Origin of the sequence: Aquabacter spiritensis (assembly GCF_004346185.1) — a bacterium.
GTDB lineage: Bacteria > Pseudomonadota > Alphaproteobacteria > Rhizobiales > Xanthobacteraceae > Aquabacter > Aquabacter spiritensis.
The window spans coordinates 74487-100373 of the sequence record NZ_SMAI01000013.1; the positions used below are offsets into that span (position 1 = coordinate 74487).

Annotated in this window: 20 protein-coding genes and 3 tRNA genes; 10 read left to right on the top strand and 13 right to left on the bottom strand. The window is 66.1% G+C overall.

Annotation, left to right across the window (positions count from 1 at the left end):
* Positions 1–54 precede the first annotated feature (54 nt).
* On the bottom strand, positions 55–3171 hold the full coding sequence (locus EDC64_RS24050) for a 5'-nucleotidase C-terminal domain-containing protein (RefSeq protein WP_132034043.1): 3117 nt from the start codon (positions 3169–3171) through the stop codon (positions 55–57).
* A gap of 292 nt (positions 3172–3463) precedes the next feature.
* Complete coding sequence (gene lipB / locus EDC64_RS18290) at positions 3464–4183, bottom strand: lipoyl(octanoyl) transferase LipB (protein WP_132034045.1); 720 nt, start codon at positions 4181–4183, stop codon at positions 3464–3466.
* A 173-nt stretch (positions 4184–4356) separates the two neighbouring features.
* Between lipB and EDC64_RS18295 the strand changes: the two genes are divergently transcribed.
* Positions 4357–4441, top strand: a tRNA-Leu gene (locus EDC64_RS18295).
* Positions 4442–4596: 155 nt separating this feature from the next.
* Here EDC64_RS18295 and EDC64_RS18300 read toward each other — a convergent pair.
* Both EDC64_RS18300 and EDC64_RS18305 read right to left on the bottom strand, forming a co-directional pair.
* On the bottom strand, positions 4597–5640 hold the full coding sequence (locus EDC64_RS18300) for a polysaccharide deacetylase family protein (RefSeq protein WP_132034047.1): 1044 nt from the start codon (positions 5638–5640) through the stop codon (positions 4597–4599).
* 90 nt (positions 5641–5730) lie between these two features.
* Positions 5731–6402, bottom strand: coding sequence for a polysaccharide deacetylase family protein (locus EDC64_RS18305; RefSeq protein ID WP_420808968.1), 672 nt, complete (start codon positions 6400–6402; stop codon positions 5731–5733).
* A 360-nt stretch (positions 6403–6762) separates the two neighbouring features.
* On the opposite strand from EDC64_RS18305, the gene mgtE reads away from it, so the two are divergent.
* From mgtE to EDC64_RS18330, 5 genes are all read left to right on the top strand, one after another.
* A complete protein-coding gene (gene mgtE, locus EDC64_RS18310; protein WP_132034051.1) occupies positions 6763–8169 on the top strand; it encodes a magnesium transporter in 1407 nt (468 codons plus the stop codon).
* Positions 8170–8384: 215 nt separating this feature from the next.
* Complete coding sequence (locus EDC64_RS18315) at positions 8385–10487, top strand: putative bifunctional diguanylate cyclase/phosphodiesterase (protein WP_132034053.1); 2103 nt, start codon at positions 8385–8387, stop codon at positions 10485–10487.
* Between the two features lie 88 nt (positions 10488–10575).
* Entirely contained in the window at positions 10576–11748 is a 1173-nt protein-coding gene (locus EDC64_RS18320; RefSeq protein ID WP_132034055.1) for an isovaleryl-CoA dehydrogenase, read from the top strand.
* 34 nt (positions 11749–11782) lie between these two features.
* On the top strand, positions 11783–12595 hold the full coding sequence (locus EDC64_RS18325) for an aldo/keto reductase (protein ID WP_132034057.1): 813 nt from the start codon (positions 11783–11785) through the stop codon (positions 12593–12595).
* A gap of 101 nt (positions 12596–12696) precedes the next feature.
* Positions 12697–13509, top strand: coding sequence for a YdcF family protein (locus EDC64_RS18330; protein ID WP_132034059.1), 813 nt, complete (start codon positions 12697–12699; stop codon positions 13507–13509).
* Here EDC64_RS18330 and EDC64_RS18335 read toward each other — a convergent pair.
* The gene (locus tag EDC64_RS18335) at positions 13506–13799 is read right to left on the bottom strand and encodes a DUF3253 domain-containing protein (RefSeq protein ID WP_132034061.1); all 294 of its coding nucleotides are present in this window, start codon (positions 13797–13799) and stop codon (positions 13506–13508) included. The two genes, EDC64_RS18330 and EDC64_RS18335, sit on opposite strands and share 4 nt — an antisense overlap.
* A gap of 507 nt (positions 13800–14306) precedes the next feature.
* Between EDC64_RS18335 and EDC64_RS18340 the strand changes: the two genes are divergently transcribed.
* Both EDC64_RS18340 and EDC64_RS18345 read left to right on the top strand, forming a co-directional pair.
* Entirely contained in the window at positions 14307–14990 is a 684-nt protein-coding gene (locus EDC64_RS18340; protein WP_132034063.1) for a glutathione S-transferase family protein, read from the top strand.
* Entirely contained in the window at positions 14987–15481 is a 495-nt protein-coding gene (locus EDC64_RS18345; protein ID WP_132034065.1) for a DUF1489 family protein, read from the top strand. Before EDC64_RS18340 ends, EDC64_RS18345 begins: the two co-directional genes overlap by 4 nt.
* 58 nt (positions 15482–15539) lie before the next feature.
* Here EDC64_RS18345 and EDC64_RS18350 read toward each other — a convergent pair whose 3' ends face one another.
* The 4 genes from EDC64_RS18350 to EDC64_RS18365 all read right to left on the bottom strand — a co-directional run bounded on the left by EDC64_RS18350 (position 15540) and on the right by EDC64_RS18365 (position 20880).
* Complete coding sequence (locus tag EDC64_RS18350; protein WP_132034067.1) at positions 15540–17240, bottom strand: methyl-accepting chemotaxis protein; 1701 nt, start codon at positions 17238–17240, stop codon at positions 15540–15542.
* A gap of 146 nt (positions 17241–17386) precedes the next feature.
* Complete coding sequence (gene sseA / locus EDC64_RS18355) at positions 17387–18226, bottom strand: 3-mercaptopyruvate sulfurtransferase (protein ID WP_132034069.1); 840 nt, start codon at positions 18224–18226, stop codon at positions 17387–17389.
* Between the two features lie 18 nt (positions 18227–18244).
* Positions 18245–19276, bottom strand: a complete 1032-nt coding sequence (locus EDC64_RS18360; protein WP_132034071.1) for a cysteine synthase A — start codon at positions 19274–19276, stop codon at positions 18245–18247.
* A 131-nt stretch (positions 19277–19407) separates the two neighbouring features.
* The gene (locus EDC64_RS18365; protein ID WP_132034073.1) at positions 19408–20880 is read right to left on the bottom strand and encodes a cryptochrome/photolyase family protein; all 1473 of its coding nucleotides are present in this window, start codon (positions 20878–20880) and stop codon (positions 19408–19410) included.
* Between the two features lie 110 nt (positions 20881–20990).
* On the opposite strand from EDC64_RS18365, the gene EDC64_RS18370 reads away from it, so the two are divergent.
* Entirely contained in the window at positions 20991–21917 is a 927-nt protein-coding gene (locus tag EDC64_RS18370) for a glutaminase (protein ID WP_132034075.1), read from the top strand.
* A 10-nt stretch (positions 21918–21927) separates the two neighbouring features.
* On the opposite strand, the gene EDC64_RS18375 is transcribed toward EDC64_RS18370, so the two are convergent.
* From EDC64_RS18375 to EDC64_RS18390, 4 genes are all read right to left on the bottom strand, one after another.
* Positions 21928–22617 carry an adenosylcobinamide amidohydrolase gene (locus EDC64_RS18375; protein ID WP_132034077.1) on the bottom strand — a complete coding sequence of 230 codons (690 nt, stop codon included), beginning with the start codon at positions 22615–22617 and terminating at the stop codon, positions 21928–21930.
* A 224-nt stretch (positions 22618–22841) separates the two neighbouring features.
* A tRNA-Asn gene (locus tag EDC64_RS18380) sits at positions 22842–22916 on the bottom strand.
* A gap of 130 nt (positions 22917–23046) precedes the next feature.
* Positions 23047–24873, bottom strand: coding sequence for an ABC transporter ATP-binding protein (locus EDC64_RS18385; protein WP_132034079.1), 1827 nt, complete (start codon positions 24871–24873; stop codon positions 23047–23049).
* 117 nt (positions 24874–24990) lie between these two features.
* Positions 24991–25064: transfer RNA gene (locus tag EDC64_RS18390), tRNA-Cys, on the bottom strand.
* 215 nt (positions 25065–25279) lie between these two features.
* On the opposite strand from EDC64_RS18390, the gene EDC64_RS18395 reads away from it, so the two are divergent.
* Positions 25280–25840: a hypothetical protein gene (locus EDC64_RS18395; RefSeq protein ID WP_132034081.1), complete on the top strand. Its 561-nt coding sequence runs from the start codon at positions 25280–25282 to the stop codon at positions 25838–25840.
* The last annotated feature ends 47 nt before the right edge of the window (positions 25841–25887 follow it).

Below are 25887 nucleotides of genomic sequence, written 5' to 3' on the forward strand. Positions count from 1 at the left end.
GGCGCCACCCTCGGCCGTCTGGTCAGGCGGAGCCTGACCAGTTCCGGCGAAGCCTCAGATCACCGCAAAGGCGTCGCGGCCCTCATAGAGGCCGTGGGTGAGATAATGCTGCAGGGGGTTCGCCCCTGAGGCGGCGACGTCGGGATTGGCGTCGAGATAGGCCGAGCTGTCGAAGGCGGCCGAGGGATCGCGCCCCTCATTCGCGCCGTAGGTCAGATAATGGGCGAGCGGGTCGATCCCGGCCGCGGCGACGTCCTCATTGGCGTCGAGATAGAAGCTGGTGTCGAACAGGGCGTTGGGATCACGCCCTTCCTTCCAGCCGTAGGTCAGGAAGTGCTGGAGCGGGTCGGAGCCGCTCATCCCCACATCGGCATTGGCCAGGAGATAGAATTCCGCATCGAAGCCGCCGATGACCGCATTGCCGTTCGCGGCATTGGTCGCCCGGCCCTCGTCGCGGCCATATTCCTCGAAATGGGCGAGGGGGTTGCCGCCGCTCGCCGCGACATCCGGATTTTGCACGAGATAGAAGCGGGTATCGAAGCCGGTGGAGGGGTCGCGGCCCTCGGTCCAGCCGGTGCTGGCATAATGCTCCAGCGGGTTGATACCGGCCGCCTTCACGTCCGCATTGGCCGAGAGATAGCCGTCCGTGCTGAAAGCGGCGTTCGGATCACGCCCTTCCTTCCAGCCGAACAGGGCGTAATGGGTCTCGGCGTCCATGCCGGCGTCCCAGACGTCCTTATTGGCGGCGTAGTAGAACAGGTCGTTGACCAGCGCGTTTTCGTCCTTCAGGTCGATGCGCCCGTCCGCGAACTGGAGATGCTCGATTCCGCGGATCTGGTCCATGCCTTCGGCGGAGGTGAGGATCACGGCGCCGTCCGCAAACGTCGCCGTAACGCTGTTGAAGTCGACGTCGAAGATCGCCGTATCGTCGCCCTCGCCGCCGTCGAGCAGGTCGTCGCCCATGCCGCCGTTCAGGAAGTCGTTTCCGGCCATGCCGAGGAGCGCGTCGTTGCCGACGGTGCCTTCGAGCATATCGGTTCCGGCGAGGCCTTCCACGGCGGGCGAGGACAGAACCGTGTCGGTGCGCACATTCACGTTCTGGATGCGGGTGTCGAGGGTCTGCGGCGTGTCGGCTTCGTCGAAGGCGGTCGCCGGCGTGCCGTGCTCGGCCTGCATATAGACGCCGAAGGCGTCGATTTCGCCGAGCGAGAGGCCGATCAGGTCGCCCACCCCGGTCTCGACATTGGTGCTGGTGAAGTCGCGGCTCTCGTGGACCGCCGCTGACACCGTGCCGTCGGCCAGAAGGAAGCGGAAGTTCTCGCCATTGGCCTTCACCGGATAGCCGTCGCCGCCATTGGCGGTGAAGTTCAGCGTGACCACCGTGATGAGGTCGGGCGCATCGGCGAGGATGACGCCGTCATCGGCGATCCGGGCGATGACGTTGCCGTCGGCATCGATCAAGGCGACGTCCCGGATGCGGGAGCCGGGTGTCGCAATCCCGTTCGAGTCGATGAAGTTACCGGGGAGATCCGGATCGTAGGAATAGCGCACGCCGCCGATTTGCGGGAACCCGCCATTATTGGCGGAAAGGCCGGCGCCCCAATTGAGAATGTTGAGCAGGCCCTGGGGCGTGGTGTCGTACACCATGAGGCGGTTGTTGAAGCGCAGCGAATTCTCGACGTCCAGCAGCGAGACGCCGCCTTCCAGCTTGCCGGCTTCCGCATTGGCGGGCGGCGGCAGCTTGTCGACCGAACCGTCGACCGGGTCGGGGGCGGAGAGGGTGCCGATCTGGGCCCGGATGCCGCCGCCATTCTTCAGCGAGACGATGAAGGGGGCCTCGTCGTCGAGGATCCGGCGCGCCGCATAGGCGTTCGCATCGCTGGAGAGATTGCCGAGATTGGTCTCCTGGTTGCGGACGATGCCGCGCTCGGCTTCGAGATAGACGTTGGTGTAGCCGAAGACGTCGCTGTCCTTGGCGTTGATCACCTCCTGGACCGCTTCGGTCAGCGAGCGCACCTGGGCGCCTTTGGTGCCGTCGGCGAAGGCGGTCTCGTCGAGTTCGGCGACCTCGACGTTCCAGGCCTCGGCGACGTTCTCGGCCGTCGCGGCATAGGCGCCGTTGATCGTGCCCATGGCGAGGGTCGGCGGGATGATGTCGCCATTCGCGTCGAACTCGACCACGAGCCGGCCGAGATAGGTGTATTCATTGTCCGTGTTGACGATCAGTGTGGTCTTGCCGTCGAGATCGGTGGCTTGAAGGGGGTAATTCCCCTCGAATTCCCCTTCGTGACCGGGGAAGTCGACCGCCTCGTCGTCGCCATCGCCGAGCCGCGTGTTGGAGCCGGCGGCAAGAATGATGTCGACGCCGCGCAGCTTGGTCGCCAGGAGTTGCTCGTTGGCGATCTGCTGCAGATGCGACTGGATGATGATCTTGTTGATCCCGGAGGCCAGCATCTCATCGATGATCGGCTGAAGCTGGGCTGCCAGCAGGTCCATGTCGTCGACTTCGCCATTCGACCCGGTGCCGGTCGGGAAGCCCTTCACTTCGGTGCCGGAGGGAGAAGAGATCGATTCGAGGATCTGGGTGGTGGCGCCGATTAGGCCGATCTTTTCGCCGCCTTTGGTGATGACTGCGGCGGGCGCGATCCGGCCCTTCAGCGTCGAGGCCTCCGCGATTTCGGTCTCCGGATCGCCGTCCACCGTGTTTGTGAAACGCGGGTTAAGGTCGCCATCTCCGGAAAAATCGAGGTTCGACGACAGGTGGACGAAATTCGCCCCGACCCAGCCTGTTGCGCCGAGATTGGGAGAGATGGCGTCGCGCAGGACGCGGGAGCCCAGGTCAAATTCGTGATTGCCGATCGCCGAGGCTTCGACCCCGATCGCGTTGTGGATGGCGATATCGACGGCGCCGATCGGCAGATTGGAGGTGAGCGAGATGGTGGAACCGGTAACGGCGTTCACTTCGTCGATGACGCTGAGATCGGTCCCGGCCGCCAGGAACGGGCCGGGCAGGAAATTGTCGCCGCCCGCGAGGATCAACGTATTGGCGTAATCGTCGTCGAACGCATCAACCAGCGCCGCCAGATGGGGCGCCGTGGTGGATGCCAGCAGCCCGGCTTCACCGTCGGCCAGATGCAGCAACTGGAGGATGAAGGTATCAACGGGTTCCATGATCTACCGCCCTCGCTCGCGCGTGATGGAAAGAAAAAATCTAGGATGTTTCGACGTTTGACAGACGAGAAGCGAGGCGGCGGGCAAGCATCCGCCACCATCCGGCTATGGCCAAGGTCTCGTTACGCTTCAAAAGGGGAGCGTTGATTTCGTTGTTTGGACATTACGCTGCGGCGTGCGACGACGATATGAATAGCCGGATTATCAACGCACGAAGGCGCAGTCTCGTCGGGGGAGTGTGCAGGGTGCCGGGCACCGGACGGGCTGGTGGCGGCAGCGGGGCAGAGGAAGCTCAGTTTGGACCGTCTTCGCCGTCCATGCGGCGGGTCGGGCCGAACACGGTCTCGAACGCGACGCGGAGCACGCCGTCGACCTCGGGCAGGCTGACCAGCCGTCCGAGACCGGCAAGGCTGGTGACGCCGTGTTCGCGCACGCCGCACGGCACGATCCCGGCGAAATGCGAAAGGTCCGGATCAACGTTCAGCGAGATGCCGTGAAACGTCACCCACTGGCGCACGCGGATGCCGATGGCGGCGATCTTGTCCTCTCCGCCAGCATGGGGAACCCAGACTCCGACCCGGTCCTCCCGCCGCTCGCCCGAGACGTTGAAGGCGGAGAGGGTGCCGATGAGCCAGGTTTCCAGGGCGCTCACATAACGTCGCAGATCGGGCGTGCGGCGGCGGAGGTCGAGCATGACATAGGCCACCCGCTGGCCCGGTCCGTGATAGGTGAACTGACCGCCGCGTCCACTCTCGAACACCGGAAAGCGGTCGTCGATCAGATCGGCCGGCCGGGCGCTGGTGCCGGCGGTGTAGAGCGGGGGATGTTCCAGAAGCCACACCGCTTCACCGGCCGTGCCGGCGGCAATCGCGGCGACCCGCGCCTCCATCCGGTGCACCGCGTCGGGATAGGCCACCGGCGCGTCGCTGGTCCACCATTCGACCGGGGGCGCGCCGTTCGCGGCGGGGAAAAACAGGGCGCCGAGATCGGCACGGGCAGAAGAAGGGGTCATCGGACGACGCGGCGCACGCAGGGATCGGACGGGCGCAGGAGGCGCTTGTCCACACCCGACATATAGTCTCCGCATCGCATGCTGTAGAGGCCTTGTGGCGCCAGAGTCGATCTGTTAGACGATGGCCCCCGGCGCTGAGCCGGCTGCCGGCCAGTCCGGCGCCAGATCTGATTGCGGTCGTGGCGGAATTGGTAGACGCGCTAGCTTGAGGTGCTAGTGGGGAGACCCGTGGAGGTTCGAGTCCTCTCGTCCGCACCAGATATGGACAGGGAATGCCGCTTCCGGTGGAAACGGCGGTTCTGAAACGACAATGGCGGCCCCTTCGGGCCGCCATTGTCGTTTCAAGGGCGCCCCCGGCGCCGACCCACAATGTCGATCGCGCGAGACGGGCACCCGTCAGAGGTGCCCGCTGTTCACTGCAGACCCTTCGGAATCATGTCGCTGAGGATGCGCGGCCAGAAGAGTGTGAAGGGCGTCTCCACCGGATCGGTCAGTGCGCGGCCGCCCGGCAAAGCCTGCGTGGGATTCGGCACCGGCATCGGCACGGCAGCGGGCGCCCGAGCGACGGCCGTGGTCCGCGCCGCCGGCGTGACGGACGACGTGGTTTCCGGGGCGGCGGGCGCCGCTGCGGCGACCGGCTTGCTGTCGGGCGTCGGCGCGACCGCGACCGGGGCAGCCGGCGCCGCCGGAGCGGCAACCATCGGGTTTTCCCCGTATTTCATATGAACGATCTTGAAGCCGCGGGCCTTAAGTTCCTTCAGGAAGGTCGGCAGCATGACCACCGTGGACGGCTGGATGTCGTGCAGCAGCAGGATGCCGGAGCCGCGCGCCTCGAGCCGGTCGAGCGCCCGCTTCATCACTTCTTCCGGCTTCAGATGCAGCCAGTCGTCGGCCACCGCATCGACGCTGAACACCGCAATGCCGTGTTCCTGGGTGTAGGCCTCGAAGGCTTTCGTCCGGCCGAGGCCGGGAAAGCGGAAGAACGGCACGGTATGCGCGCCGATCGGCGCGAGAGCCGCATTGGTCGAGGCAAAGCCCTGATCGATCTCCTGGATTCCCGAAGCCTGCTTCAGCTTGGGGAAGATCAGAGGGTGATTCTGGCTGTGGGTGCCGATCGTGTGGCCGTCCTGCGCGACGCGCTGGAGAACCGTGGGATAGGCGCTCGCCATGCGGCCGACGATGAAGAAGGTGGCCTTCACGCAATTCTGCGCCAGCGTGTCGAGCACGCGGGTGGTCATCGGCGGCAGCGGGCCGTCGTCGAAGGTGAGAATGACCTCGCCCTTCTGCAGCGGTGCGGTCGTCTTGTACTGGAGATTGCCGAGGAACGGCGTCTGCTTCGGATCGATGGTGATCTCGCGCGAGGTGCCGATCGCGTTCGGATTGCCCGGGCAGGTCTCCGCTGCACCGGCCGCCCCTGCGAGCGCGACAAGCGCTCCTGCCAGGAAAATGGACCGCATCCCCTTCACTCTCCCGACGCCCCACGGGGCGGATCCCTCAGGATCTCGTGACAGACCGTGTCAGTATCCGTCGACGGGCCCAAGATTGGGTTAATTGGGCGGGCGCGCCGTCGCGGAAGCTGGGACGATATGAACTGTGTGATACCCACGCTCTGCTAGAGCCCGCAAGAAGGCCGGAATCATGGCGGCGGTCTGGCTTTTCGTATCGTGGAACAAAATGATGCCGCGGCCGGCCGCGTCGAGTCGGCGCAGCACCAGATCAAGTTCTTGTTCTGGTGTCATTTTGTTCCAGTCGCTCGCCCACAGATCGGCGCCGAAGACAGAAATGCCACGCTGCGACAAATAATCGAGCAGGGCCGGGGTCGCCGCGAATCCCGGGAAGCGGAAGAACGGGATGCGTGGGGCGCCGGCAACCGTGCCATAGGCCGCGAAATCGTCGGCTGCGATGCCGCGCTCAATCTCGGCCACGGCGGCGGGGAAAGGGAGGCCTGCCAGCGTCGCCTCCGGATGGGTCATGGAATGATGGGCGATCGTATGCCCTTCGGCACGCGCCCGGCGCACCAATTCGGGGCGGATGCGGGCATTTTCGCCGATCAGGAAGAACGTCGCGCGGACGCATTCCGCCTTGAGCGCATCGAGGATCGCAGCGGTCGTCGTCGGCCACGGGCCGTCGTCGAAGGTGAGCACAACCTCGCGGTCGGCGAGCGGCAAGGTCTGCGGGAAGGATTTGGTGCCGACACGCGCGCCGGGCGGCACTTCCATCACCCGCGCGGTCCCAAGGGCGTCCGACTGACCCGGACACGGCGCGGCATCCGCCGGAGGGACGAGTCCGAGGAGCGCAAGAATGGTGACAGAGGCGGGGGCACGGAGCGCGGCGAGGGCGCGCGCGAAGAGGATCATGGACGCACCGGCGTGATTCGCGACCCCGGCAGGATGCTCTCCCCCGGTGCGCGCGTCTCCCCCGCAGCGGCGTCTGCCGTCTTCGGTTCGGCAGCGGCCGGCGCACGGACCCATGCACGCGGAAATTTGCTCCCGCCGCCGCCGGCTTACGCCTTCCCACGCCGCCCAGCGCAATCTAGAACGCCCCCAGCTTCCAATTCAGGGTGCCGGAGGGACGGACGGATGCGCGAGGACGATCCCGCCATCGAGAACATCGCCGTTCCGTCGGTCCGCGATGCGGACGGGGCGATAGCGCCCGACTTCCGTGCCGCGGCCGAGGCGGCGGTCGAGGGCGAAGACCGTGCCGCTCTCAAGACACTGATCGCAGGCCTGCACGAAGCCGATCTCGGCGACCTGATCGAATCGCTCCATCCCGACGCGCGGCCGCGGCTCATCGAACTGCTCGGCGCCGATTTCGACTTCACGGCCTTGACCGAACTCGACGAAACGGTCCGCGTCGAGATTCTTCAGCAGCTCAAGCCCTGGACCGTTGCGGAACGCATTCGCGACCTCGATTCGGACGATGCGGTCTACATTCTCGAGGATCTCGACGAAGACGAAAAAAACAACATCCTCAAATATATCCCTGCGCCGGAGCGGGTCGCGCTCCAGCGGTCGCTGGACTATCCCGAGGAGAGCGCCGGCCGGCGCATGCAGACCGAGTTCATCGCCGTGCCACCGTTTTGGACGGTCGGTCGAACCATCGACTATATGCGCGAAACCGAGGACCTGCCGGAGACCTTCTACGAGATCTTCGTCGTGGATCCGGCCTACCGCCTGATCGGCTCGGTGCCACTCGACAAGCTTCTGCGCACCCGGCGCGCGGTCCTTTTGACCGCGGTGAAAACCGATCAACGGCATGTGGTAACCGCCAGCGACGATCAGGAGGATGTGGCGCGTCTGTTCGAACACTATAACCTCGTCTCCGCCCCGGTCGTGGACGAAGCCGGGCGGCTCGTCGGCGTGATTACCATCGATGACGTCGTCGACGTGATCCAGGAGGAAGCCGACGAGGATCTGCGCGCCATGGCCGGCGTGGGCAGCGACGAGGAACTCTCCGACAGCGTCGCTTATACCGCGCGCGGCCGGCTGCCTTGGCTGGTGGTCAATCTCGGCACCGCGTTTCTCGCCGCCTTCATCATCGCTTTGTTCACGGGGACGATCGAAAAGATGGTCGCACTCGCGGTGCTGATGCCGATCGTGGCCTCGATGGGCGGTAATGCCGCCAACCAGACGATGACGGTCGCGGTACGGGCCCTCGCGACCAAGGATCTCGGCAGCCACAATGCCCGCCGCGTGGTCCTGCGCGAGGTTCTGGTGGGATTGTGCAACGGGGTGTTTCTGGCGGTTCTGCTGGGGATCGCCGCCGCAGCCTGGTTCTCGAACCCGCAGCTCGGCGGGGTGATCGCCGCGGCTCTTGTGGTCAATATGTTGGCCGCCGGGCTGTTCGGGATCCTTATCCCGCTCGCCATCCACAAGCTGAAGCTGGACCCGGCGGTGGCGTCCGGGGTGTTCGTGACCACGGTCACCGACAGTGTTGGATTTTTTACGTTTCTCGGCTTCGCCTCGATTTGGTTTTCGTACCTTTGATGTGGATACCACAAGAGGCGCGAGCTTAAGCATACGGCGCGACTTCGGGGGGAATTGACGGGTCGCGGCGGCTGCCGGCCTTGCGCCGGCCTCGGCGCCGCTCCTAATAAAAGCTGATCGACGGAGCCTGTTGGGCGGCCTGTTCGGGCCGCAGGAGGCAGAAAATTCCAAGACGCCCGAGTGCAAACGAGCGCGCTTTCTTCATCGCGACCCTCGTGGCCGTCGCGATTGTGCTCGCCGCTCTCGTCGGGCTCCTCGTGGTGGCGGTCGTCGCAAGCGACCAACGGATCGCGTCGCGCGAGCGGGCGGCTGTGACAGCGATCCTCGCCGAGCGGGCCGGGATCATGCAACGCAGCGTGAATGCTCTGCTACAGGACGAGGATATCGTCCGACGTGTCCGGGCTGGCGATATCTATTACGTGCATCAACGGCTCGGCGCCCCGCTCAATGACCGCTTCGGGTATGAACGCACCGTGCTTCTGGAGCAGGGATCCGGGGCGGCGGTCTACGGGTCCGTCGACGGGTCGCTCCTGGACGAGCGCGCCCTCGCCGCCATGGCGCCGACCTTCCGCGGCGCCCTGCAAAATCCCGACGACCCCCGCACTGGCTTCATCGTCGACGACCGGGGCATGGGGTTTGCCGTGGTCGTCAAAGGCGGGGAGGGGGCGCCCGACATCATCTGTATTGCGGTCGACGCGGTCGACGCCGGATTCCTGCACGAACTCGAGGAGCGGCTGCAGGTTTCGGGGCTGCACATCGTGCCTGGGAAGGCGGACAGTGCGGAAGAGCGCGGTCGGGTCGCGCTTGCCAGTCTCTCGGGCGACGTCGCGCTCACCCTGTCCTGGACACCACCTGCCGGAGCCGTCGCTGCGATCGGATGGGCGGCGCCATGGGTCGCGGCCTTGTCGACCCTGCTTCTCGCGATATGCAGCGGGCTCCTGATCCGAGCTTGGCGCTCCCGGCGCGCCCTGGCGGAGAGTGAGGCACGCGCCAAATATCTCGCGTTTCAGGATTATCTGACAGGTTTGGCAAACCGGGGGCATTTCATCGAGCGGCTCCAAGTGCGTTTGGCCGCGCTAGCGCCAGGTCAGTCCCTGGTTCTGCTCTTCCTCGATCTCGACGGCTTCAAGGACATCAACGATACGCTCGGCCATGCTGTCGGCGACACGATGCTCCGGATGGTGGCTAAGCGGATCGAGGGCTGCCTCGGCGGCGAGGGGCTTGCGGCTCGTTTCGGCGGCGACGAGTTCGTGCTGTTTACGCTACAGAGCCCGGAGGAGGGCGGCGGAACGCTCATTTCGGATCTTCTGGCCGCGATCCAGCGTCCATTTCAGGTCGATGGCCGCGAATTGCTCATCAGCGTATCAATCGGCGCCGCCTTCGCTCCGGCGCATGCTTCCGACGCCTCCGAGCTCATCCAGCGGGCGGACATGGCGCTTTACCGGGCGAAGACGGAGGGAAGGGCGGGCTTTCGTATCTTCGAACCTTCGCTCGAAGTCGAGATGCGCAAGCGCCGGCAGGTCGAGCAGGAACTTGCGGAGGGCATTTCCAAGGACCACCTCACACTCGTCTTCCAGCCTCAGGTTGATGTCGAGAGCGAACGCATCATCGGTTTCGAGACATTGGTCCGGTGGAACCACCCGGTCCGCGGGCTCATCCTGCCGGAAGCCTTCATTCCGGTCGCGGAGCGCTCGCGCCTGATCAACCGGTTGGATGCCTGGGTGCTGCGCAAGGCCTGCACATTGGCCCGTGACCTGCCGGAGGTGACGATCTCGGTCAACATGTCGGCGGCAAGCCTGCGCGAGCCGGACATTGCAGAGCGCATGATCGCCGTTCTGGCGCAGGTCGGCTTCGATCCCGACCGACTCGAGGTCGAGATTACCGAGAGCGCGGTGTTTCAGAGCGAGGGGCGCGCACACGAGGCGCTATTGCGGCTGCGCGATGCCGGGGTGCGGATCGCGCTCGACGATTTCGGGACCGGCCACGCTTCGCTGGTACATATTCGCAGCATGCCGGTGACCAAGATCAAGATCGACCGCTCCTTCATCATGAATCTCGGGATCGAGCGAGATGCGGCAGCGATCGTCGAATATGTCGTCCGGCTCGGGCGCTCGCTCGGCATGGTGCTCACCGCCGAAGGGGTGGAGACGCGCGAACAGTTGCGGTTCTTGCGGGCCTTCGGCACCCAGCAAGCACAGGGCTATTTGTTTTCTCCGCCAGTGCCGATCGAGGAGGCGCAACGCTTGCTGGCGGCGCAGTCCGCTGGGCAGACCGGGGCGGAGCGGCACGGCGGTCCGACGCCCGATCAGAGCCGTTGAACAAACGGCCATTCGTTTTATTCTTGGGGCGTGCCCCCTCGCCACCCATTGCGCGGTCCAGCGGGAGAGAGGCGCGGAGGAGACGGCCATGCTGCCCAATAGCCATCCGGGGTTTGATTTCGACCTCGGCGAGACTGCCGACATGCTGCGCCACACGGTTCGCGGCTTCGCAAACGACAAGATCGCGCCGCGTGCCGAGGCGATCGACCGCTCGAACCAGTTCCCGCGCGATCTTTGGCCCGAAATGGGCGCCCTCGGTCTGCTCGGCATCACGGTCGAGGAGGAGTATGGCGGGTCCGGGCTCGGCTACCTGGAGCATGTCATCGCAATGGAGGAGATTAGTCGGGCCTCGGCCTCGGTCGGTCTCTCCTACGGTGCGCACTCCAATCTGTGCGTCAACCAGATCCGCCGCAACGGCAGCCCCGATCAAAAGAGCCGCTATCTGCCCAAGCTGATCTCCGGGGAGCATGTCGGTGCGCTCGCAATGTCCGAGCCGGGGGCCGGATCCGACGTGGTGTCGATGCGCACGCGGGCCGAGCGCAAGGGCGACCGCTACGTCCTCAACGGCAGCAAGATGTGGATCACCAACGGGCCGATCGCGGAGACCCTTGTGGTTTATGCCAAGACCGATCCGGCGGCAGGGCCCCGCGGTATGACCGCCTTCCTCATCGAGAAGGGCTTTTCCGGCTTCTCCACCGCCCAGAAGCTCGACAAATTGGGCATGCGCGGTTCCGACACCGGGGAATTGGTGTTCGAGGATTGCGAGGTGCCGGTGGAAAACGTGCTCGGCGAAGTGGGGCGCGGCGTCAGCGTTCTGATGTCCGGGCTCGACTATGAGCGCGCGGTTCTCGCCGCGGGACCGATCGGCATCATGCAGGCCTGCATGGACGTGGTGCTGCCCTATGTCCATGAGCGCAAGCAGTTCGGTCAGCCGATCGGCACCTTCCAGCTCATGCAGGGCAAGCTCGCGGACATGTATGTCACGATGAATGCCGCCCGGGCCTATGTCTATGCTGTGGCCAAGGCCTGCGACCGCGGGGCGACCACCCGCGAGGATGCCGCCGGGGCCATCCTGTTCGCGGCCGAAAAGGCGACATGGATGGCGCTCGAGGCGATCCAGACACTGGGCGGCAACGGCTATATCAACGATTATCCGACGGGCCGCCTGTTGCGCGATGCGAAACTCTACGAGATCGGCGCAGGCACGAGCGAGATCCGTCGCATGTTGATCGGGCGCCAATTGTTTGAGAAGACTATGTAACGGCGCGCCCGCCGGGTTTAAGGAATGTTTTTTCATGCAATATGTTACCGCTAGCGGCGCCGCGGTGCTGCCGATCGGCCTCGGCACGTTTCAGGTCGAGGGCGAGGCGTGCAGCGCCGTCGTGGCGGAGGCTTTGAAGGTCGGCTACCGCCACATCGACACCGCCGCGGCCTATGGCAACGAGGCGGCCGTGGGGGCGGGGTTGCGCGCGGCGTCGGTGGACCGGGGCGACGTCTTCCTCACCACGAAGGTCTGGTGGACCCGTCTCGGCGAGGTGGAGCGGTCGCTCGAAGAGAGCCTCGGCCGCCTCGACACCCCCTATGTCGACCTTTTCCTCATTCATTGGCCGAATCCCGCGATTCCCCTGGCGGAGACGCTGGCCGGCATGGCGCGGACGAAGCGCAGCGGGCTCGCCCGAAATATCGGCATCTCGAACTTCACCATCGCGCTGATGAAGGAGGCGGTTGCGCTGAGCCCCGAACCGCTTCTGTGCAACCAGATCGAGGTGCATCCCTATCTCGACCAGGATCGGGTGATCGCCGCCGCCCGCGACCTCGGCCTTGCCGTCACCGCCTACAGCCCGATCGCGCGGGGGGCCCTGATCGACGATCCGGCGATTGCCCGCATCGCTGCCGCCCACGGGCGGACCACGGTCCAGGTCGCGTTGCGCTATCTCGTTCAGAAGGACCTCACCGTCATTCCCCGGACCGCGAAGGTCGCGCGGGTGGCCGAGAATTTCGCGCTCTTCGATTTCGAGCTGAGTGCGTCCGACATGCAGGTTCTGGGCAGCCTCGCCCGCGCCGACGGCCGCAAGGCCAATCCCGGATGGGCGCCGGCCTGGGACTGAGGCGCATCCGACCCCGCATCCCGGGGGAGAGGTGGGGAATGGCCGTTGCGAAAAAGCCAGCCGACCGAGGTCGGTCCACACGCTAAATAGGCCGGCGGCACATGGATTTGTTCTACACGCTGTCGAAAGTGCTCTGGACCCTCGCGGTCCCGTCCAATTTCGTGCTTTTCGTCGGGGTCCTGGGGCTCGTCATCGTTTTTCTGGGGAGCCGGAGATCCGGACTCGTCCTGATCGCTCTGGCGGTCGCGGGCCAGCTCGTCATGGGCTTTTCGCCTCTCTCACAGCATCTCCTTTCGCCGCTTGAGGAGCGTTTCCCACCCTTCATCCCGGGGGCGGAGCGCATCGACGGGATCATCCTGCTCGGTGGCGCGGAGGTTCCCGACATCGCCTTGACACGTGGCATTCCGGCCGTGAACGACGCCGCCGAACGGGTGATTGTCTTCGCCGCGCTCGCGCGGGCCTATCCGGAGGCAGCTCTGGTGTTCTCCGGCACATCGGGCGTCCTCGACGGCGGCGGGCCGCTGGAGAGCGCAGCGATCCGCGAGGCCCTGGTCGATGTCGGCATCGACATGGCGCGTGTGCGGTTTGAAACGCGCGCGCGGAACACGGCGGAGAACGCCGCCTTCACCCGCGACCTGGTCAAGCCCAACGAAGGTGCGCGCTGGTTGCTCGTGACCTCGGCGTTTCACATTCCGCGCGCGGTCGGCTGCTTCCGCGCGGTCGGGTTTCCGGTGATCGCCGCGCCGGTGGACTACCGCACGATCGATCCGGCGGCTTTGAACATCGTCTATAGCCGCGCCGCGAGCGGCATGGACATGACCGATCTGGCGGCCAAGGAATGGGTCGGACTTCTGGCCTATTATATGACCGGCAAGATCGGAGACCTGTTCCCGGCTCCGATCGAACGGCGCTAATCCTCGCGCGGCAGACCCAAACGGTAGACGCCGCGAAAATCGAGCGGATCGACCGGTTTGCCCTTGCGGTAGATCATCAGCCGCCCGTCGCACGCGAGACGGATGGCCGTGCGCCGGACCTCAGGCAGAGCGCGCTGCCAGTCGTCGCCGGGCATCAGGCGTTGGGCCGCGTCGATGGGACTCAAGGTGCGATCGGGACCGATCTCGCGCGCGAGCGCGAGGATGATCCGGGCCGCCTCTCCATCGAAGTCGTCGCCGTCTTTCTGGACAGGGGGGTCTGAGGTGATCATGTGCGTCTCCTCGCACCCTGCCGGACGGGCTGCAAGCCCCCAGTTGGGCGTTGAAGGATAGGCTCACGCTCCGCCGTGTAGGGCGGTGCAGCAAAAGATGTCAAAACTTGTGCGTTGCGAAGCGATTTTTGTTGCGTGTTGCTTAAGGATTTCCTAATCACATCCGCCCGGGCACCGCTCAGCGGTTGAGTCCCGGCATCGCATCACTATTAAGGTCCGTTGTCATCATGGCAGTCTCGACCGAGCGATCCTGTTGGGGGATTGCACGCGTTAGCCTCGCTCTCTTTCTGGTCGCCATCGTTGTGGTCTATCTGTTCGGTGGATTCGAAGCGCCGGCGGTGTTGGCGGCGAGGTAGACCGGGCGCCGCGGCGCATCAGGTATTGGCGGCATGCGAGCGAGGTCGGCGCCGGGATGGATGGGAGGCCCGTGCCTGATATAGGCTGGAGCCCGGAACCTGTCCTGCGGCGGACGTCGCGTGCGCAAGATGTGTCGGGGGACCATGGGCGATGGCGCTGACGCTGCTGATCGGTAATAAGAATTATTCTTCATGGTCGCTCCGTGCCTGGCTCGCCCTCACCGCGTCAGGCATCCCGTTCGAGGCGCGGCTGGTGCCGTTCGGCAGCGCCGAATTCGCCGCCGCGTTCGAGGGTCTCGACGCGCCGCGGCGTGTTCCGCTTCTGCTGGATGACGACGTCGCGGTTTGGGATTCGCTCGCCATCATCGAGCATGCCGCTGAGCGCTATCCTGATCGGCCGGTCTGGCCCGGTGACCGCGTCGCGCGCGGCATGGCGCGAGCCGTCGCCGCCGAGATGCATTCCAGCTTTCATCGGCTGCGCCGCCATCTGCCGATGAATTTATGGCGTCCGGTCGAGACGCGTGCCTTCGATGCGGATATCGGTGCGGAGATCGCCCGGATCGGCGAAATCTGGCGTGCGGCGCGCGGACGGTTCGGCGCCGGGGGCGACTTTCTGTTCGGACGTTTCTGCGCCGCCGACGCCATGTTCGCTCCGGTCGCGACGCGGTTCGCGACCTATGGCGTACCGCTTGATCCGGTCTGCGCCGACTATGTCGCCGCGATCCACGCCCAGCCCGATTTCGTCGCTTGGCGCAAGGCTGCACTGGCCGAACCCTGGGTCGAGCCGCACGACGAGGTCGACTGGCCCGAGGTTAAACGCGTGCCGGCGGCATGAACGCTCGCGCCAAAGCCGCCAAACCCTCGCCCCGGGATCTGTCGGTTCCGCCGGCCGGCGGGCTGCATCTGCTCAAGCTCTGCGTCGGCGCGGACTCGGTCGAGGACCTCACCGCCTGGATTGCCGCGCGTCTGGCCGAGAGAGCCGCGCGCGGGCTTCCCGGCGACCATGCTCACGTCACCCGCATGATGCCGACCCGTGCCACCGAGCTTCTGGCGGGCGGATCGCTCTATTGGGTGATCAAGGGGGAAGTTCTGTGCCGGCAGCGATTGCGCGCGATCGAGCCGTTCGTCGACGGGGAGGGGATCGGTCGCTGCCGCCTGGTGCTGGATCCCACCGTCGTGCGGGTGGTCGCGCGGCCGTCGCGGCCGTTCCAGGGATGGCGCTACCTGAAGGGTGCCGAGGCACCTTTTGATGCGGCGGAAGGGCAGGCCGACGATCGCCTGCCGGAAGCGATGCAACGCGAACTGCGCGCCCTCGGTCTGCTCTGAACGCGAAACCGCGCCGGCTTTCCGGGCCGGCGCGGCGTGTCCACGGCTTGGCTCGGTTTTAGCCCGCGCGCAGATTGTTCACGAACCGCCTGACCTCCTGCTGGAGATCGCCGGCCTGGCTCGACAGGGAGCTGGACAGGCTCATGAGCTGGGTCGAGGCGGCGCCGGTCATCTCCGCCGCGCGTCCGACGCCGGAAATGTTGTCGTTCACTGCGCCCGTGCCCTGGGCGGCATGCTGGGTGTTGTAGGCGATCTCCTGCGTCGCCGCCCCCTGCTCCTCGATCGAGGATGCGATGGCGGCGGTCGCATCTTGGATCTCGCCGATGATGCCGACGATTTTTTCGATCGAGCCCACGGTCCGTCGCGTCGCACCCTGGATTTCGGAGACCTTGGAGCCGATTTCCTCGGTTGCCTTGGCGGTCTGGGCGGCGAGCTGCTTCACCTCCTGCGCCACCACCGCGAAGCCCTTGCCCATCTCGCCGGCGCGCGCCGCTTCGATCGTGGCATTGAGGGCGAGCAGGTTGGTCTGGCTGGCGATATTGGTGATCAGGTCCACCACTTCGCCGATCTTCGCCGCGGCCTGCGATAGATCGGTGATTTCTCTATGGGTCGAGTCGGTGGCTTCCGACGCGTCCCGGGCAATGTCGGCGGCGCGGGTGACGCGCGAACCGATCTCACGGATCGAGGCGGTCATCTCCTCGGTGGAGGCAGCGACAGTCTGCACGTTGTTGCTCGCTTCCTCGGCGGCGCCGGCAACAGCCTGGGCCTGACGGGAGGTCTCCTCGGCCGAGGCGGACAGGCCGCGCGCGGCATCGGCCACTTGGGTGGAGGAGGAAGCGAAACCGTTGGCGAGGGCGCCCATCTTGGACTCGAACTCGTTGGCGATCTGGTTGCGTTCGGCGAGGATCTTTTCCGCCGCCCGCTTCTCCTGGAGCGCGGCCTCGTCCCGCAGCCGCTCGGCTTCGACAAGGGCTGCCCGGAGGTTTTCGGTGCTGCGGGCCATCTGGCCGATTTCGTCCTTGCGCTCGGTGCCGTCGACGGCCACGTCGAGCTTCTCGTCCGCCAGCGAGGTCAGGATGTCGGTGATGCGGCGGACCGGGCGGGCGATGCCGACCGAGGCGGCAAAGGCGGAGCCGCCGAAGACGGCAAGCATAGCGAGGCCGGCGAAGACTTCGGTGAAGATCGTATTCTCTTCGGCGGCCTCGATGATCGCATCGGTCCGCACATCCACATCCTTCTGAAGGGCTTCGACGCTTGCTGCGATCGCATCGGTCAGGGTCTGCAGCGCCGGATCGCAAATGCTCGTCATCAAGGCGGTTGCGCGGGCGTTCTCTTCCGGGGTCGTTCCGGTATTGGCGAGCCGCACCGTCTCGGCGCAGGTGGTGTCGAGGGAGGCCTTGAATTTCGCCTGGACGGCGCGCATTTCGGCGCCCCGTTGAGGCATCGCTTCTGCCGCGCGCTGGATATTGCGCTCGAAGCTGGCGATGCCGGCTTCCTGGTGCTTGAGCGCGGCCGCGTTGCCCTGGGTCGTCGTCGAGGTCAGGGCCTCATAGATCGAGCGGCTGGTAAAGACCACGGCACGATTGGCGCGGGCGAGAGCCGCTAGCCCGCGCGCGTCGCCCTCGAGCATGGTGCGCAGCTCCGTTTCCGTGTTCTGCGCCGTCCGAACGACGGCAAAAATTGCGCCGGCACCCGTGAGCAGGAGGAGCCCGGACAATGACAAGACCTTGGCGAGGATCGACCAGTTTTTGAACGACATGGCAGCACCATTGCAGAAGGGAACCGGCCCGGCGCCAACGCGGCGGGGGCACAGGCCGCAGCGCCGTGGCACGGCCCGCAGTCGGTCATTTCTTGCAAGGGTCAGCTTGTCCGGAGCTTGCAACCGTCACCCCGGCTGAGTCCGGCTCAGGCGGCGTCGGTCTCGATCGGCTTGCCGCGCGAGGCCCATTCGGTCCAGGAGCCGTCATAAAGCGCAGTGGGGCGCTTGCCGACGCTCTCGAGCGCGATCCACAGGATCGCGGCCGACACGCCGGAACCGCAACTGGTGATGATCGGCCGGGACAGGTCGACCCCCGCCGCGTCGAGTTCCTGCCGCACCACCTCGGGCGACGCCAGAACGCCGTCCTTCACGAGAGTCGAAGAGGGCAGGTTGAGACTGCCTGGGATACGGCCCGACGGCAGATTGGGGCGCGGTTCCGGCGCCGTGCCGGCGAACCGTCCGGCTGCCCGGGCGTCGAGGATCTGGGTCGGCCCACCGCTCGCCACCACCCGCTCGATATGGCCGATATCGGCGACGACGGAGCGGTCGAGCCGGGCGTTGAAGACGCCCGGCAGGCGCCGCGCGGCACCGCTCTCCACCGGTCGGTCCTCGGCCAGCCATTTTGGCAGGCCGCCTTCGAGGATTTTTACATCCTGCGCCCCGAAGGCGCGGAACGTCCACCACACCCGCGGCGCCGAGAACAGGCCGAGCGAATCGTAGACGACGATCCGCACCCCATCGCCGATGCCGAGGGCGCCTACCGCCGTCGCGAAGGCGCGCGGCTCGGGCAGCATGTGGGGCAGGTCGCTGGTGGTGTCGGAGACCGCCTCGAGGTCGAAGAACACCGCCCCGGGAATGTGGCGCTCCAGAAATTCCGGGCCGCCGGTTCGCCCGGTCGGCGGCAGATGCCAGGAGCCGTCGACGATCACGAGATCCGGCGCCGAAAGATTGTCGGCCAGCCATTCGGTGGTGACGAAGATAGACATGAGCGGCTTCTCTGCGGATCAGACGAGGACGTTGGGGACCGCCGGCGAGCGCTCCAGCCAGGCCGGGACAGGCAGGGCCTTGGAGCGCAGGAAAGCGGGATTGAACAGTTTGGATTGATAGCGCGTGCCGAAATCGCACAGGATGGTCACGATGGTATGGCCCGGTCCCAGTTCGCGCGCGAGACGGATCGCTCCGGCGACATTGACACCCGAGGACCCGCCGAGGCACAGGCCCTCGTGCTCCAGAAGGTCGAACACGAGCGGGATCGCCTCCGAATCGGGGATCTGGAATGCCATGTCGACCGGCGCGTCTTCCAGGTTCGCGGTGATGCGGCCTTGGCCGATCCCCTCGGTGATGGAGCTGCCTTCCGACTTCAGTTCGCCAGTCGTGTAATAGGAATAAAGTGCCGCACCCATCGGGTCAGCCAGCGCGATCTTCACCGTCGGATTGCGCGCCTTCAGTGCCATGCCGACCCCGGCAAAGGTCCCGCCTGTGCCGACCGAGCAGACGAAGCCGTCCACCTTGCCCGCCGTCTGGTCCCAGATTTCCGGGCCGGTCGTGTCGATATGGGCCTGGCGGTTGGCGACATTGTCGAACTGGTTCGCCCAAATCGCGCCATGCGGCTCGGTGCGCGCGAGGGCCTCGGCGAGGCGCCCGGAGACCTTCACGTAATTGTTCGGGTTGGAATAGGGCACGGCCGGCACCTCGACCAGAGTCGCCCCGGCCAGGCGCAGCATGTCTTTCTTTTCCTGCGACTGCGTGTCCGGGATGACGATCACGGTGCGGAAACCAAAGGGCGCCGCCACCAGCGCCAGTCCGATCCCCGTATTGCCCGCTGTGCCCTCGACAATGACCCCGCCCGGCTCCAGCGTACCGCGCGCCATGGCGTCGCGGATGATGCCGAGCGCCGCGCGGTCCTTCACCGACTGGCCGGGATTGAGGAATTCCGCCTTGCCGAGGATCTCGCAGCCGGTTTCTTCCGACGCACGCTTCAGGCGGATCAGCGGGGTGTGGCCGATCGTGTCGACGAGGCCGTTGCGGATTGTCATGCGGGAAACCTTCCGCGAGGTGGCGCGATCCGTCGAGACGGACCGGTTTTGAGGATGCTCCGCCGGGCCGGCCGATCCCCGCGAGGGGACCAGCGCAGTCGCCGATCAGGAAACCCTGTCGGGACGAACATCTAGCTGACCGGCGCCACTTCGGGCAACCGGCCCGCACCGGACTTGATATGGGCGAAGGCGCGCAAGGCGCGGTCGCGCGCGGCGTCATGGGCGATGATCGGCTTGGGATAAGTGATCCCGAGCCGAACCCCAGCCCGCGCCAGCGTCGCGGCATCGGCGGTCCAGGGGCGGTGGATGAAGGGGGCGGGAAGCTTTGCCAATTCCGGCACGAAGGCGCGGACATAGGTGCCGTCCGGGTCGAACTTCTCGCCCTGAAGCACCGGATTGAAGATGCGAAAATACGGCGCGGCATCGACCCCGGTTCCGGCGACCCATTGCCAACTGCAGGGGTTGCTGGCGGGATCGGCATCGACCAGCGTGTCCCAAAACCAGCTCTCGCCCTCCTGCCACGGGATCAGCAGGTGCTTGGCGAGGAAGGAGCCGACCACCATGCGGACCCGGTTGTGCATCCATCCGGTCTGCCACAATTCCCGCATCCCGGCATCGACCAGGGGATAGCCGGTGCGTCCCGCCCGCCAGACCTTCAACTCGCCGATGCATTCGCGCCAGGGAAAGGCGTCGAACGCCGTCTGAAGATTGCGTTGCGCAAGGTCGGGTTCGGCCGCCAGAACGTGGTGGGCGAATTCGCGCCAATAAAGCTCCGCCTCGAATTTGTCGGCATCGGCATGCGACACGCTACCGGTCTGTGCGGCGTGGCGGGCAGAGGCGAGCACCTGATGCGGGGAAATTTCTCCCCATCGCAGGTGCGGGGAGAGGCGCGAGACTCGCGCGGCCGCGGGGCTGTCGCGGCCTTCCGCATAGCCGTTCAACCCGTCATCGAGAAACGCGGCGAGGCGTGCTTGAGCGGCCGCCTCGCCGCATTGCCATGCCGCTCGGATCCCGCTGGCCCAATCGGGCGCGACCGGCTCGAGCCCCCATGTTTCCAGGAGGTCGCCCTTCGGGGGGGTATCGATTCCGAGCAAGCCTGCGGGGATGGGCTTCGGCTGGCGGGGGGGCTCCAGCTTTTGGGCGGCGCGGCGGAACGCGCTGAAGGTGCGCGGCAGGCCGCCCGCCGCCGTGTGTACGGTTCCGGGGGCGTGAAGCAGCGCGCCGTTGAAGCGGCGCGCGGTGCAGCCGGCTTGCTCCAGCGCCGATGCGACCGTGCGGTCGACCTCCGCCTCCGCCGCGCCCGAGCGCGCATTGAACGCGACGAGATCGCTGCCGGTCTCCTCCGCAACCTCCGTGACGATCTTCGCCGCCGGCCCGCGCCGGAGGATGAGGGGGATGTCGAACCGGCCGAGATCCGCCGCAAGGGCGCGCAGCGAATGCGCGAGCCACCAGCGCGCTGCTCCGCCCAGCGGGCGAATGCCGGGCGAATCCTCGTCCCAGACAAAGAGGGCGCCGATCTGCCGTCCTTCCCGCGCCGCCGCGATGAGGGCCGGATTGTCGGCGAGTCGCAGATCGCTGCGGAACCAGACGAGAGCGGGACGCATAGGCGGACCCCAGAGGTGATGGCCGGGCGGATGCGCCGCCTTGGCGCGTGCGCAGGCGACACAAGAGTGTAATCTTGTGGCACATCCGGGGCGAAGGTGGGGACGCGGGCTTGCCGAAACTAGAGACCGTGGTCGGCGAAATCGCCGCGCGTATGCAGAGCCGTGAGGAGCGCGGCAATGTCGCGACCTATATCCCAGAACTCGCCAAAGTGCCGATCGGCCAGTTCGGCATGGCCGTGGTGACGGCCGACGGCGAGACCATTCTCGCTGGCGATGCGGAGACGCCGTTCTCTATCCAGTCGATCTCGAAGGTCTTCACCTTGACGCTCGCGCTCGGCAAGGTCGGCGACGCGCTGTGGGCCAAGGTTGGACGCGAGCCATCCGGAAACCCGTTCAATTCGATCATTCAGCTCGAATACGAGAAGGGCAAGCCGCGCAATCCCTTCATCAATGCCGGCGCGATCGCCGTCACCGACGTCCTGCTCGCGGGCCACCAGCCGCGCGAGGTGCTGGGCGAAATCCTCCGTTTCTGCCGCTTCGTCTCTGAGGACGAGACCGTGGCGATCGACGAGCACGTTGCCCGCTCCGAGAAACAGACCGGCTTCCTCAACACGGCGCTCGCCAATTATATGCGCGCGTTCAACGTGCTGGAAAATCCGGTCGACCATGCGCTCGGGGTCTATTTCCACCATTGCTCGATCACGATGACCTGCCGGCAGCTCGCCATGGCGGGACGGTATCTCGCCTTTTCCGGCCGGCTGCCATCGCGCGGCGTGACCGTGATCTCCTCCGAACGGGCGCGCCGCATCAGCGCGCTGATGCTCACCTGCGGACATTATGACGGCTCGGGCGATTTCGCCTTCCGGGTCGGCCTGCCGGGCAAGAGCGGGGTGGGCGGGGGCATCATGGCGGTGGCGCCGGGCAAGGCCTCGATCGCGGTCTGGTCGCCCGGGCTCGACCGGCACGGCAATTCCGTATTGGGCTCGCTCGCGCTCGAACACCTCGCCAAGGCGATGCACTGGTCGGTGTTCGGATAAAGCGGCGCACTCAGGGGCGCCCGGGTGGCGCTTCGATCCATTCAGAGACGGCGGCGGCGGTCGCCGCGAAGGCCGCATGGCCGATCGCCTCGCCGATCGCTGTATGCATCCCCGCATAGGGCGCCGGCAGGGTGCCGTTCGCCGGGCAGGGCGCCGCCATGACGACGCAATCGGTGCCGGTGCCTGTTACGGGCGGGACATCCGCAACCGGCCGATGGCCGGCCTCCAGGATGGCCACGGTGCGGGCTTGAACCACCAGGGCCAGGGCTTCGATCAGCGCACCGTCGGTCAGCGGCACCGAGACGTGGCAGAGGATGTTGATGGTGCCGGCGCGCACCGGATCCGCCCGAAACCGCCGGCCGATCCGCTCGGCATTGCTGAGGCCCGCTGTCACGACGCATTCGGCGCGAACCCCCTCCACGGTGCACATGGCGACATGATGCAGGGCAACGTTGCGGGCCGTCATCATGCCGACGGCCCCGCCGGCGCCGAGCGCCGAGAGACGCTCCGTGAGCCAAAGCGCCGGATTGCGCGACGTGGGCAGATCGGCGTCGCGCACCTCCAGCCAGGCGACCCGGTCGGCCATCACGAAACCGGGATTCTGGAGCGCCCAGCCCACCATGCGCTGTGGCGCAGGAAATGTGGCGAGGAGCAAAGGCCGCGCGCAGTCGAGCCGGAATGCGGTCGGCGCGTCGATCATGGGACATCCTTGGACGCTTCAAGCGTCCCCAAATCATTCAGCTGCACTGCCGCCGCTGCTTTCGCCCGGCGCGGCGCAATCGGTCAAGGGAAGCCCGTCGCGCAAGCGAGAGAGATGATCGTGTGGGACGTTCGCCGCAGAGCCGGCGACATCCTCCAGACCAAAGAGCGTCTGGAGGAAACCGGCGCAACATATGCGGGCGGGACCCGCAATTTTCGGCAAATTGGCTCCCCGGGCCGGATTCGAACCAGCGACCAACCGGTTAACAGCCGGTTGCTCTACCACTGAGCTACCGGGGATCAGCGCTCACAAGCGAGGCGGCCATATAGCAACCGGCTGCCGGCTTGTGAAGCGCCAAGTGCGTATCCGGGCGAGAAACCTGCCGCGAGGGCGATATCGCCCTCAGGGACGAGGTCCGGTTTCACCGCGTCATGCACTGAGCAGGGTGGGTTCCGGCGGTGGGGCGGAGACTTCCGCCTCGTGGGCGAACTGCATCTGGTAGAAGCTGAAATAGCGCCCCCGCCGGGCCATCAGCTCGTCGTGGCGGCCTTCCTCGACCACCCGTCCGCCGTCGATCACACAGATCTTGTCGGCGCGCACCACGGTCTGAAGACGATGGGCGATCACGATCGTGGTGCGGCGGCTCTGCAGCGCGAGCAGGGCCTTCTGCACCTCGGCCTCCGATTCGCTGTCGAGCGCGGCGGTCGCCTCGTCGAGCAGGAGAATCGGCGCGTCCTTCAGGAAGGCGCGGCTGATCGCGATGCGCTGGCGCTGGCCGCCGGAGAGCTGGACGCCGTGCTCGCCGACCTGCGAATCGTAACCTTGGTCGAAGGTGAGGATGAAATCGTGGGCATGCGCGGCCTTGGCCGCAGCCACGATCTCCTCGTCGCTCGCACCCGGCCGGCCGAAGGCGATGTTCTCGCGCACCGTGCCGGAGAACAGAAACACGTCCTGGCTGACGAGAGCGGTGGCGCCACGCACGGAGGGAAGCGAGTAGTTCATCACGTCGTGGCCATCGATGCGGATCGTGCCCTGCTGCGGGGTGTAGAAGCGCGTGATGAGGTTGATGATCGTCGTCTTGCCGCCGCCAGAAGCACCGACCAGTGCCATCGTCTGGCCCGGCTCGGCGACAAGATTGATGCCGCGCAGCACCGGCTCGCCGGGCCGATAGCCGAACATCACCTCTTCGAAGGTGATCCGGGCGCGCTCCACCGGGAGTGCGGGGCGGGTATCGTCCACGAGTTCCGGCGCCTCGCTGTCAAGGATTTCGAACAGGAGATTGGCGCCGATCATCATCGGCGCGAGATCGACGTGAAAGCGGGCGAGGCGCTTGGCCGGCTCGTAGGCGAGCAGCAAAGCGGTGAGCACCGAGAAGAATTCTCCCGGCGTGCGGCCCAGAACGACCACGTTGTAGCCGGCATAGAGAATCACGCCGGCAATGGCGAAGCCGCCGAGCGTCTCCATCATCGGGCTGGATTTGGCCTGGGTGCGGCTGAGATTGTTGGCGGCCCGCTCGACGTCGTCGACATAGGTATGGACGCGCTCGCGGATTATGGGCTCAAGCGTATAGGCCTTGACGGTCCGCACGCCCTGGATGAATTCCATCGCCAGCGCGTTCAGCTTCACCATGCTGGTGAATTCGCGCTTGAAGATGTTCTTCGCCTTCTTGATCAGCTTGCGCGTCCCGATCACGGCGATCGGCATCACGACGGCGCAGATCACCGCGAGGAACGGATCCTGGATCAAGGCGACCGTGGCGAGCGCGAGCAGCGAAAAGACGTCGCGACCGATCGAGGTGATGACCAGGTTCAGCGCATCGCGCGCGGCGGATGCGCCGGTCGAGAAGCGCATCGTGATGTCGGCGGTATGGTGCCCGGCATAATAGCGCACATCCTTGCCGAGCAGCCGTTCGAACACCCGCTTCTGATTGTCGGCGACGATTCGGTTGCCAACCCGTGCCATGGTGACGTTCTGGGCATAGGCCGAGAAGCCCTTGGTCATGGACAGGAGCATCATGACGATGGCGACCAGCCAGATTGCCTGGGCCGTCGGTGCGACGAAGATCGAATCGACCGCATCCTTCATCAGATAGGCCATGCCGCCAGTGGCGACGGCCATCAGGCCCATGAAGAAAAAGGCGAGCGCATAGCCCTTCCAGTGGCGCACACCGTCCGACAGGAACAGCCGGTAGATGACGCGCAGGCTCTCGTCTCTCAGCAGCGCGTCGCGCAGGCGTTCAAGGGGGGCAAAGCTCATTCATGTCTCCGATCCGAGCCGCGGCGCAGACCCTGCGCTTCGCCATATTCCGGCCTCGGCACCGCGTGCCGGGGGGAGAAAGGGTGACGGCATGTCTCGGCTCGGCGCACGCCACGCTGGAGGCCACGCCCGGAATCGAACCGGGGTGCACGGATTTGCAGTCCGCTGCGTAACCACTCCGCCACGTGGCCTCATGCGTCGGTTGTTAGAGCAGGCGAGCGGATTGGGCAAGAGGAGGGCCACAGTCTCGCCCGCGAACGGTCACGCTGCCAAGCCGGGAGCCGCGCCCGCGCGCCCGCCCGGATCGGTCGAAGATCGCCACCCCCGATGACTTGAGCGTGTCTTCACGCATCGGTAGGTAGGCGCGTCGCCCCGGGGTGGGCGCGACGCCTGAGGAGTATAGACGATGAACATGCGCAGCATGCTGGCCGCCGGACTTTTGGCGTGCCTTCCGAGCGTGGGCTTTGCCGCAGATCCCATTCTCGCCGTGGGATTCGTGGTCAAGGACGCGATCACCGCCAAAGTGTCGGCGGTCGATGCCAAGAGCCGCACCGTCACGCTGGTCGGACCGAAGGGCAATTGGCTGGTGGTGAAGGCCAGCCCGGAAATGCAGAATTTCCCGCAGATCAAGGTCGGCGACACGGTTGCGGCGGCGATGGAGCAGATCACCGAGATCAGCGTCGTCCATGCCAATGATGGCACACCGGTGCCGGTCGACGTGAAGACCCTCGACACGGCCCCGGCGGGCGCGCGACCCGGTATGATCGTCACCGACCGTCGTGAGATCGCCGCGACGATCACCGCAATCGCAGCCGATACGCGGACCGTGACACTCCAGGGTCCGGCCGGAAACTCGGTCGACATCAAGGTGCCGGGCGACCAGGACGGCTTCAAGAAGCTCTCGGTCGGCGACCATGTCATTTTCCGCCAGATCACCGTGGCGGGGATTGCCGATATCGGCAAGTGAGCCGACGGCGGGCGCGGCGCGCATCGCCGCCGCGCCCGCCGCTTGCA

What these genes read in the sequence shown, in the direction of transcription:
- EDC64_RS18375 (WP_132034077.1), bottom strand. Translation starts at nt 22,617, where the DNA reads ATGATCGACGCGCCGACCGCATTCCGGCTCGACTGCGCGCGGCCTTTG.
- EDC64_RS24050 (WP_132034043.1), bottom strand. Translation starts at nt 3,171, where the DNA reads ATGGAACCCGTTGATACCTTCATCCTCCAGTTGCTGCATCTGGCCGAC.
- EDC64_RS18360 (WP_132034071.1), bottom strand. Translation starts at nt 19,276, where the DNA reads ATGACAATCCGCAACGGCCTCGTCGACACGATCGGCCACACCCCGCTG.
- EDC64_RS18345 (WP_132034065.1), top strand. Translation starts at nt 14,987, where the DNA reads ATGAACGCTCGCGCCAAAGCCGCCAAACCCTCGCCCCGGGATCTGTCG.
- mgtE (WP_132034051.1), top strand. Translation starts at nt 6,763, where the DNA reads ATGCGCGAGGACGATCCCGCCATCGAGAACATCGCCGTTCCGTCGGTC.
- EDC64_RS18340 (WP_132034063.1), top strand. Translation starts at nt 14,307, where the DNA reads ATGGCGCTGACGCTGCTGATCGGTAATAAGAATTATTCTTCATGGTCG.
- EDC64_RS18395 (WP_132034081.1), top strand. Translation starts at nt 25,280, where the DNA reads ATGAACATGCGCAGCATGCTGGCCGCCGGACTTTTGGCGTGCCTTCCG.
- lipB (WP_132034045.1), bottom strand. Translation starts at nt 4,183, where the DNA reads ATGACCCCTTCTTCTGCCCGTGCCGATCTCGGCGCCCTGTTTTTCCCC.
- EDC64_RS18325 (WP_132034057.1), top strand. Translation starts at nt 11,783, where the DNA reads ATGCAATATGTTACCGCTAGCGGCGCCGCGGTGCTGCCGATCGGCCTC.
- EDC64_RS18335 (WP_132034061.1), bottom strand. Translation starts at nt 13,799, where the DNA reads ATGATCACCTCAGACCCCCCTGTCCAGAAAGACGGCGACGACTTCGAT.
- EDC64_RS18350 (WP_132034067.1), bottom strand. Translation starts at nt 17,240, where the DNA reads ATGTCGTTCAAAAACTGGTCGATCCTCGCCAAGGTCTTGTCATTGTCC.
- EDC64_RS18300 (WP_132034047.1), bottom strand. Translation starts at nt 5,640, where the DNA reads ATGCGGTCCATTTTCCTGGCAGGAGCGCTTGTCGCGCTCGCAGGGGCG.
- EDC64_RS18320 (WP_132034055.1), top strand. Translation starts at nt 10,576, where the DNA reads ATGCTGCCCAATAGCCATCCGGGGTTTGATTTCGACCTCGGCGAGACT.
- EDC64_RS18330 (WP_132034059.1), top strand. Translation starts at nt 12,697, where the DNA reads ATGGATTTGTTCTACACGCTGTCGAAAGTGCTCTGGACCCTCGCGGTC.
- sseA (WP_132034069.1), bottom strand. Translation starts at nt 18,226, where the DNA reads ATGTCTATCTTCGTCACCACCGAATGGCTGGCCGACAATCTTTCGGCG.
- EDC64_RS18305 (WP_420808968.1), bottom strand. Translation starts at nt 6,402, where the DNA reads ATGGAAGTGCCGCCCGGCGCGCGTGTCGGCACCAAATCCTTCCCGCAG.
- EDC64_RS18385 (WP_132034079.1), bottom strand. Translation starts at nt 24,873, where the DNA reads ATGAGCTTTGCCCCCCTTGAACGCCTGCGCGACGCGCTGCTGAGAGAC.
- EDC64_RS18365 (WP_132034073.1), bottom strand. Translation starts at nt 20,880, where the DNA reads ATGCGTCCCGCTCTCGTCTGGTTCCGCAGCGATCTGCGACTCGCCGAC.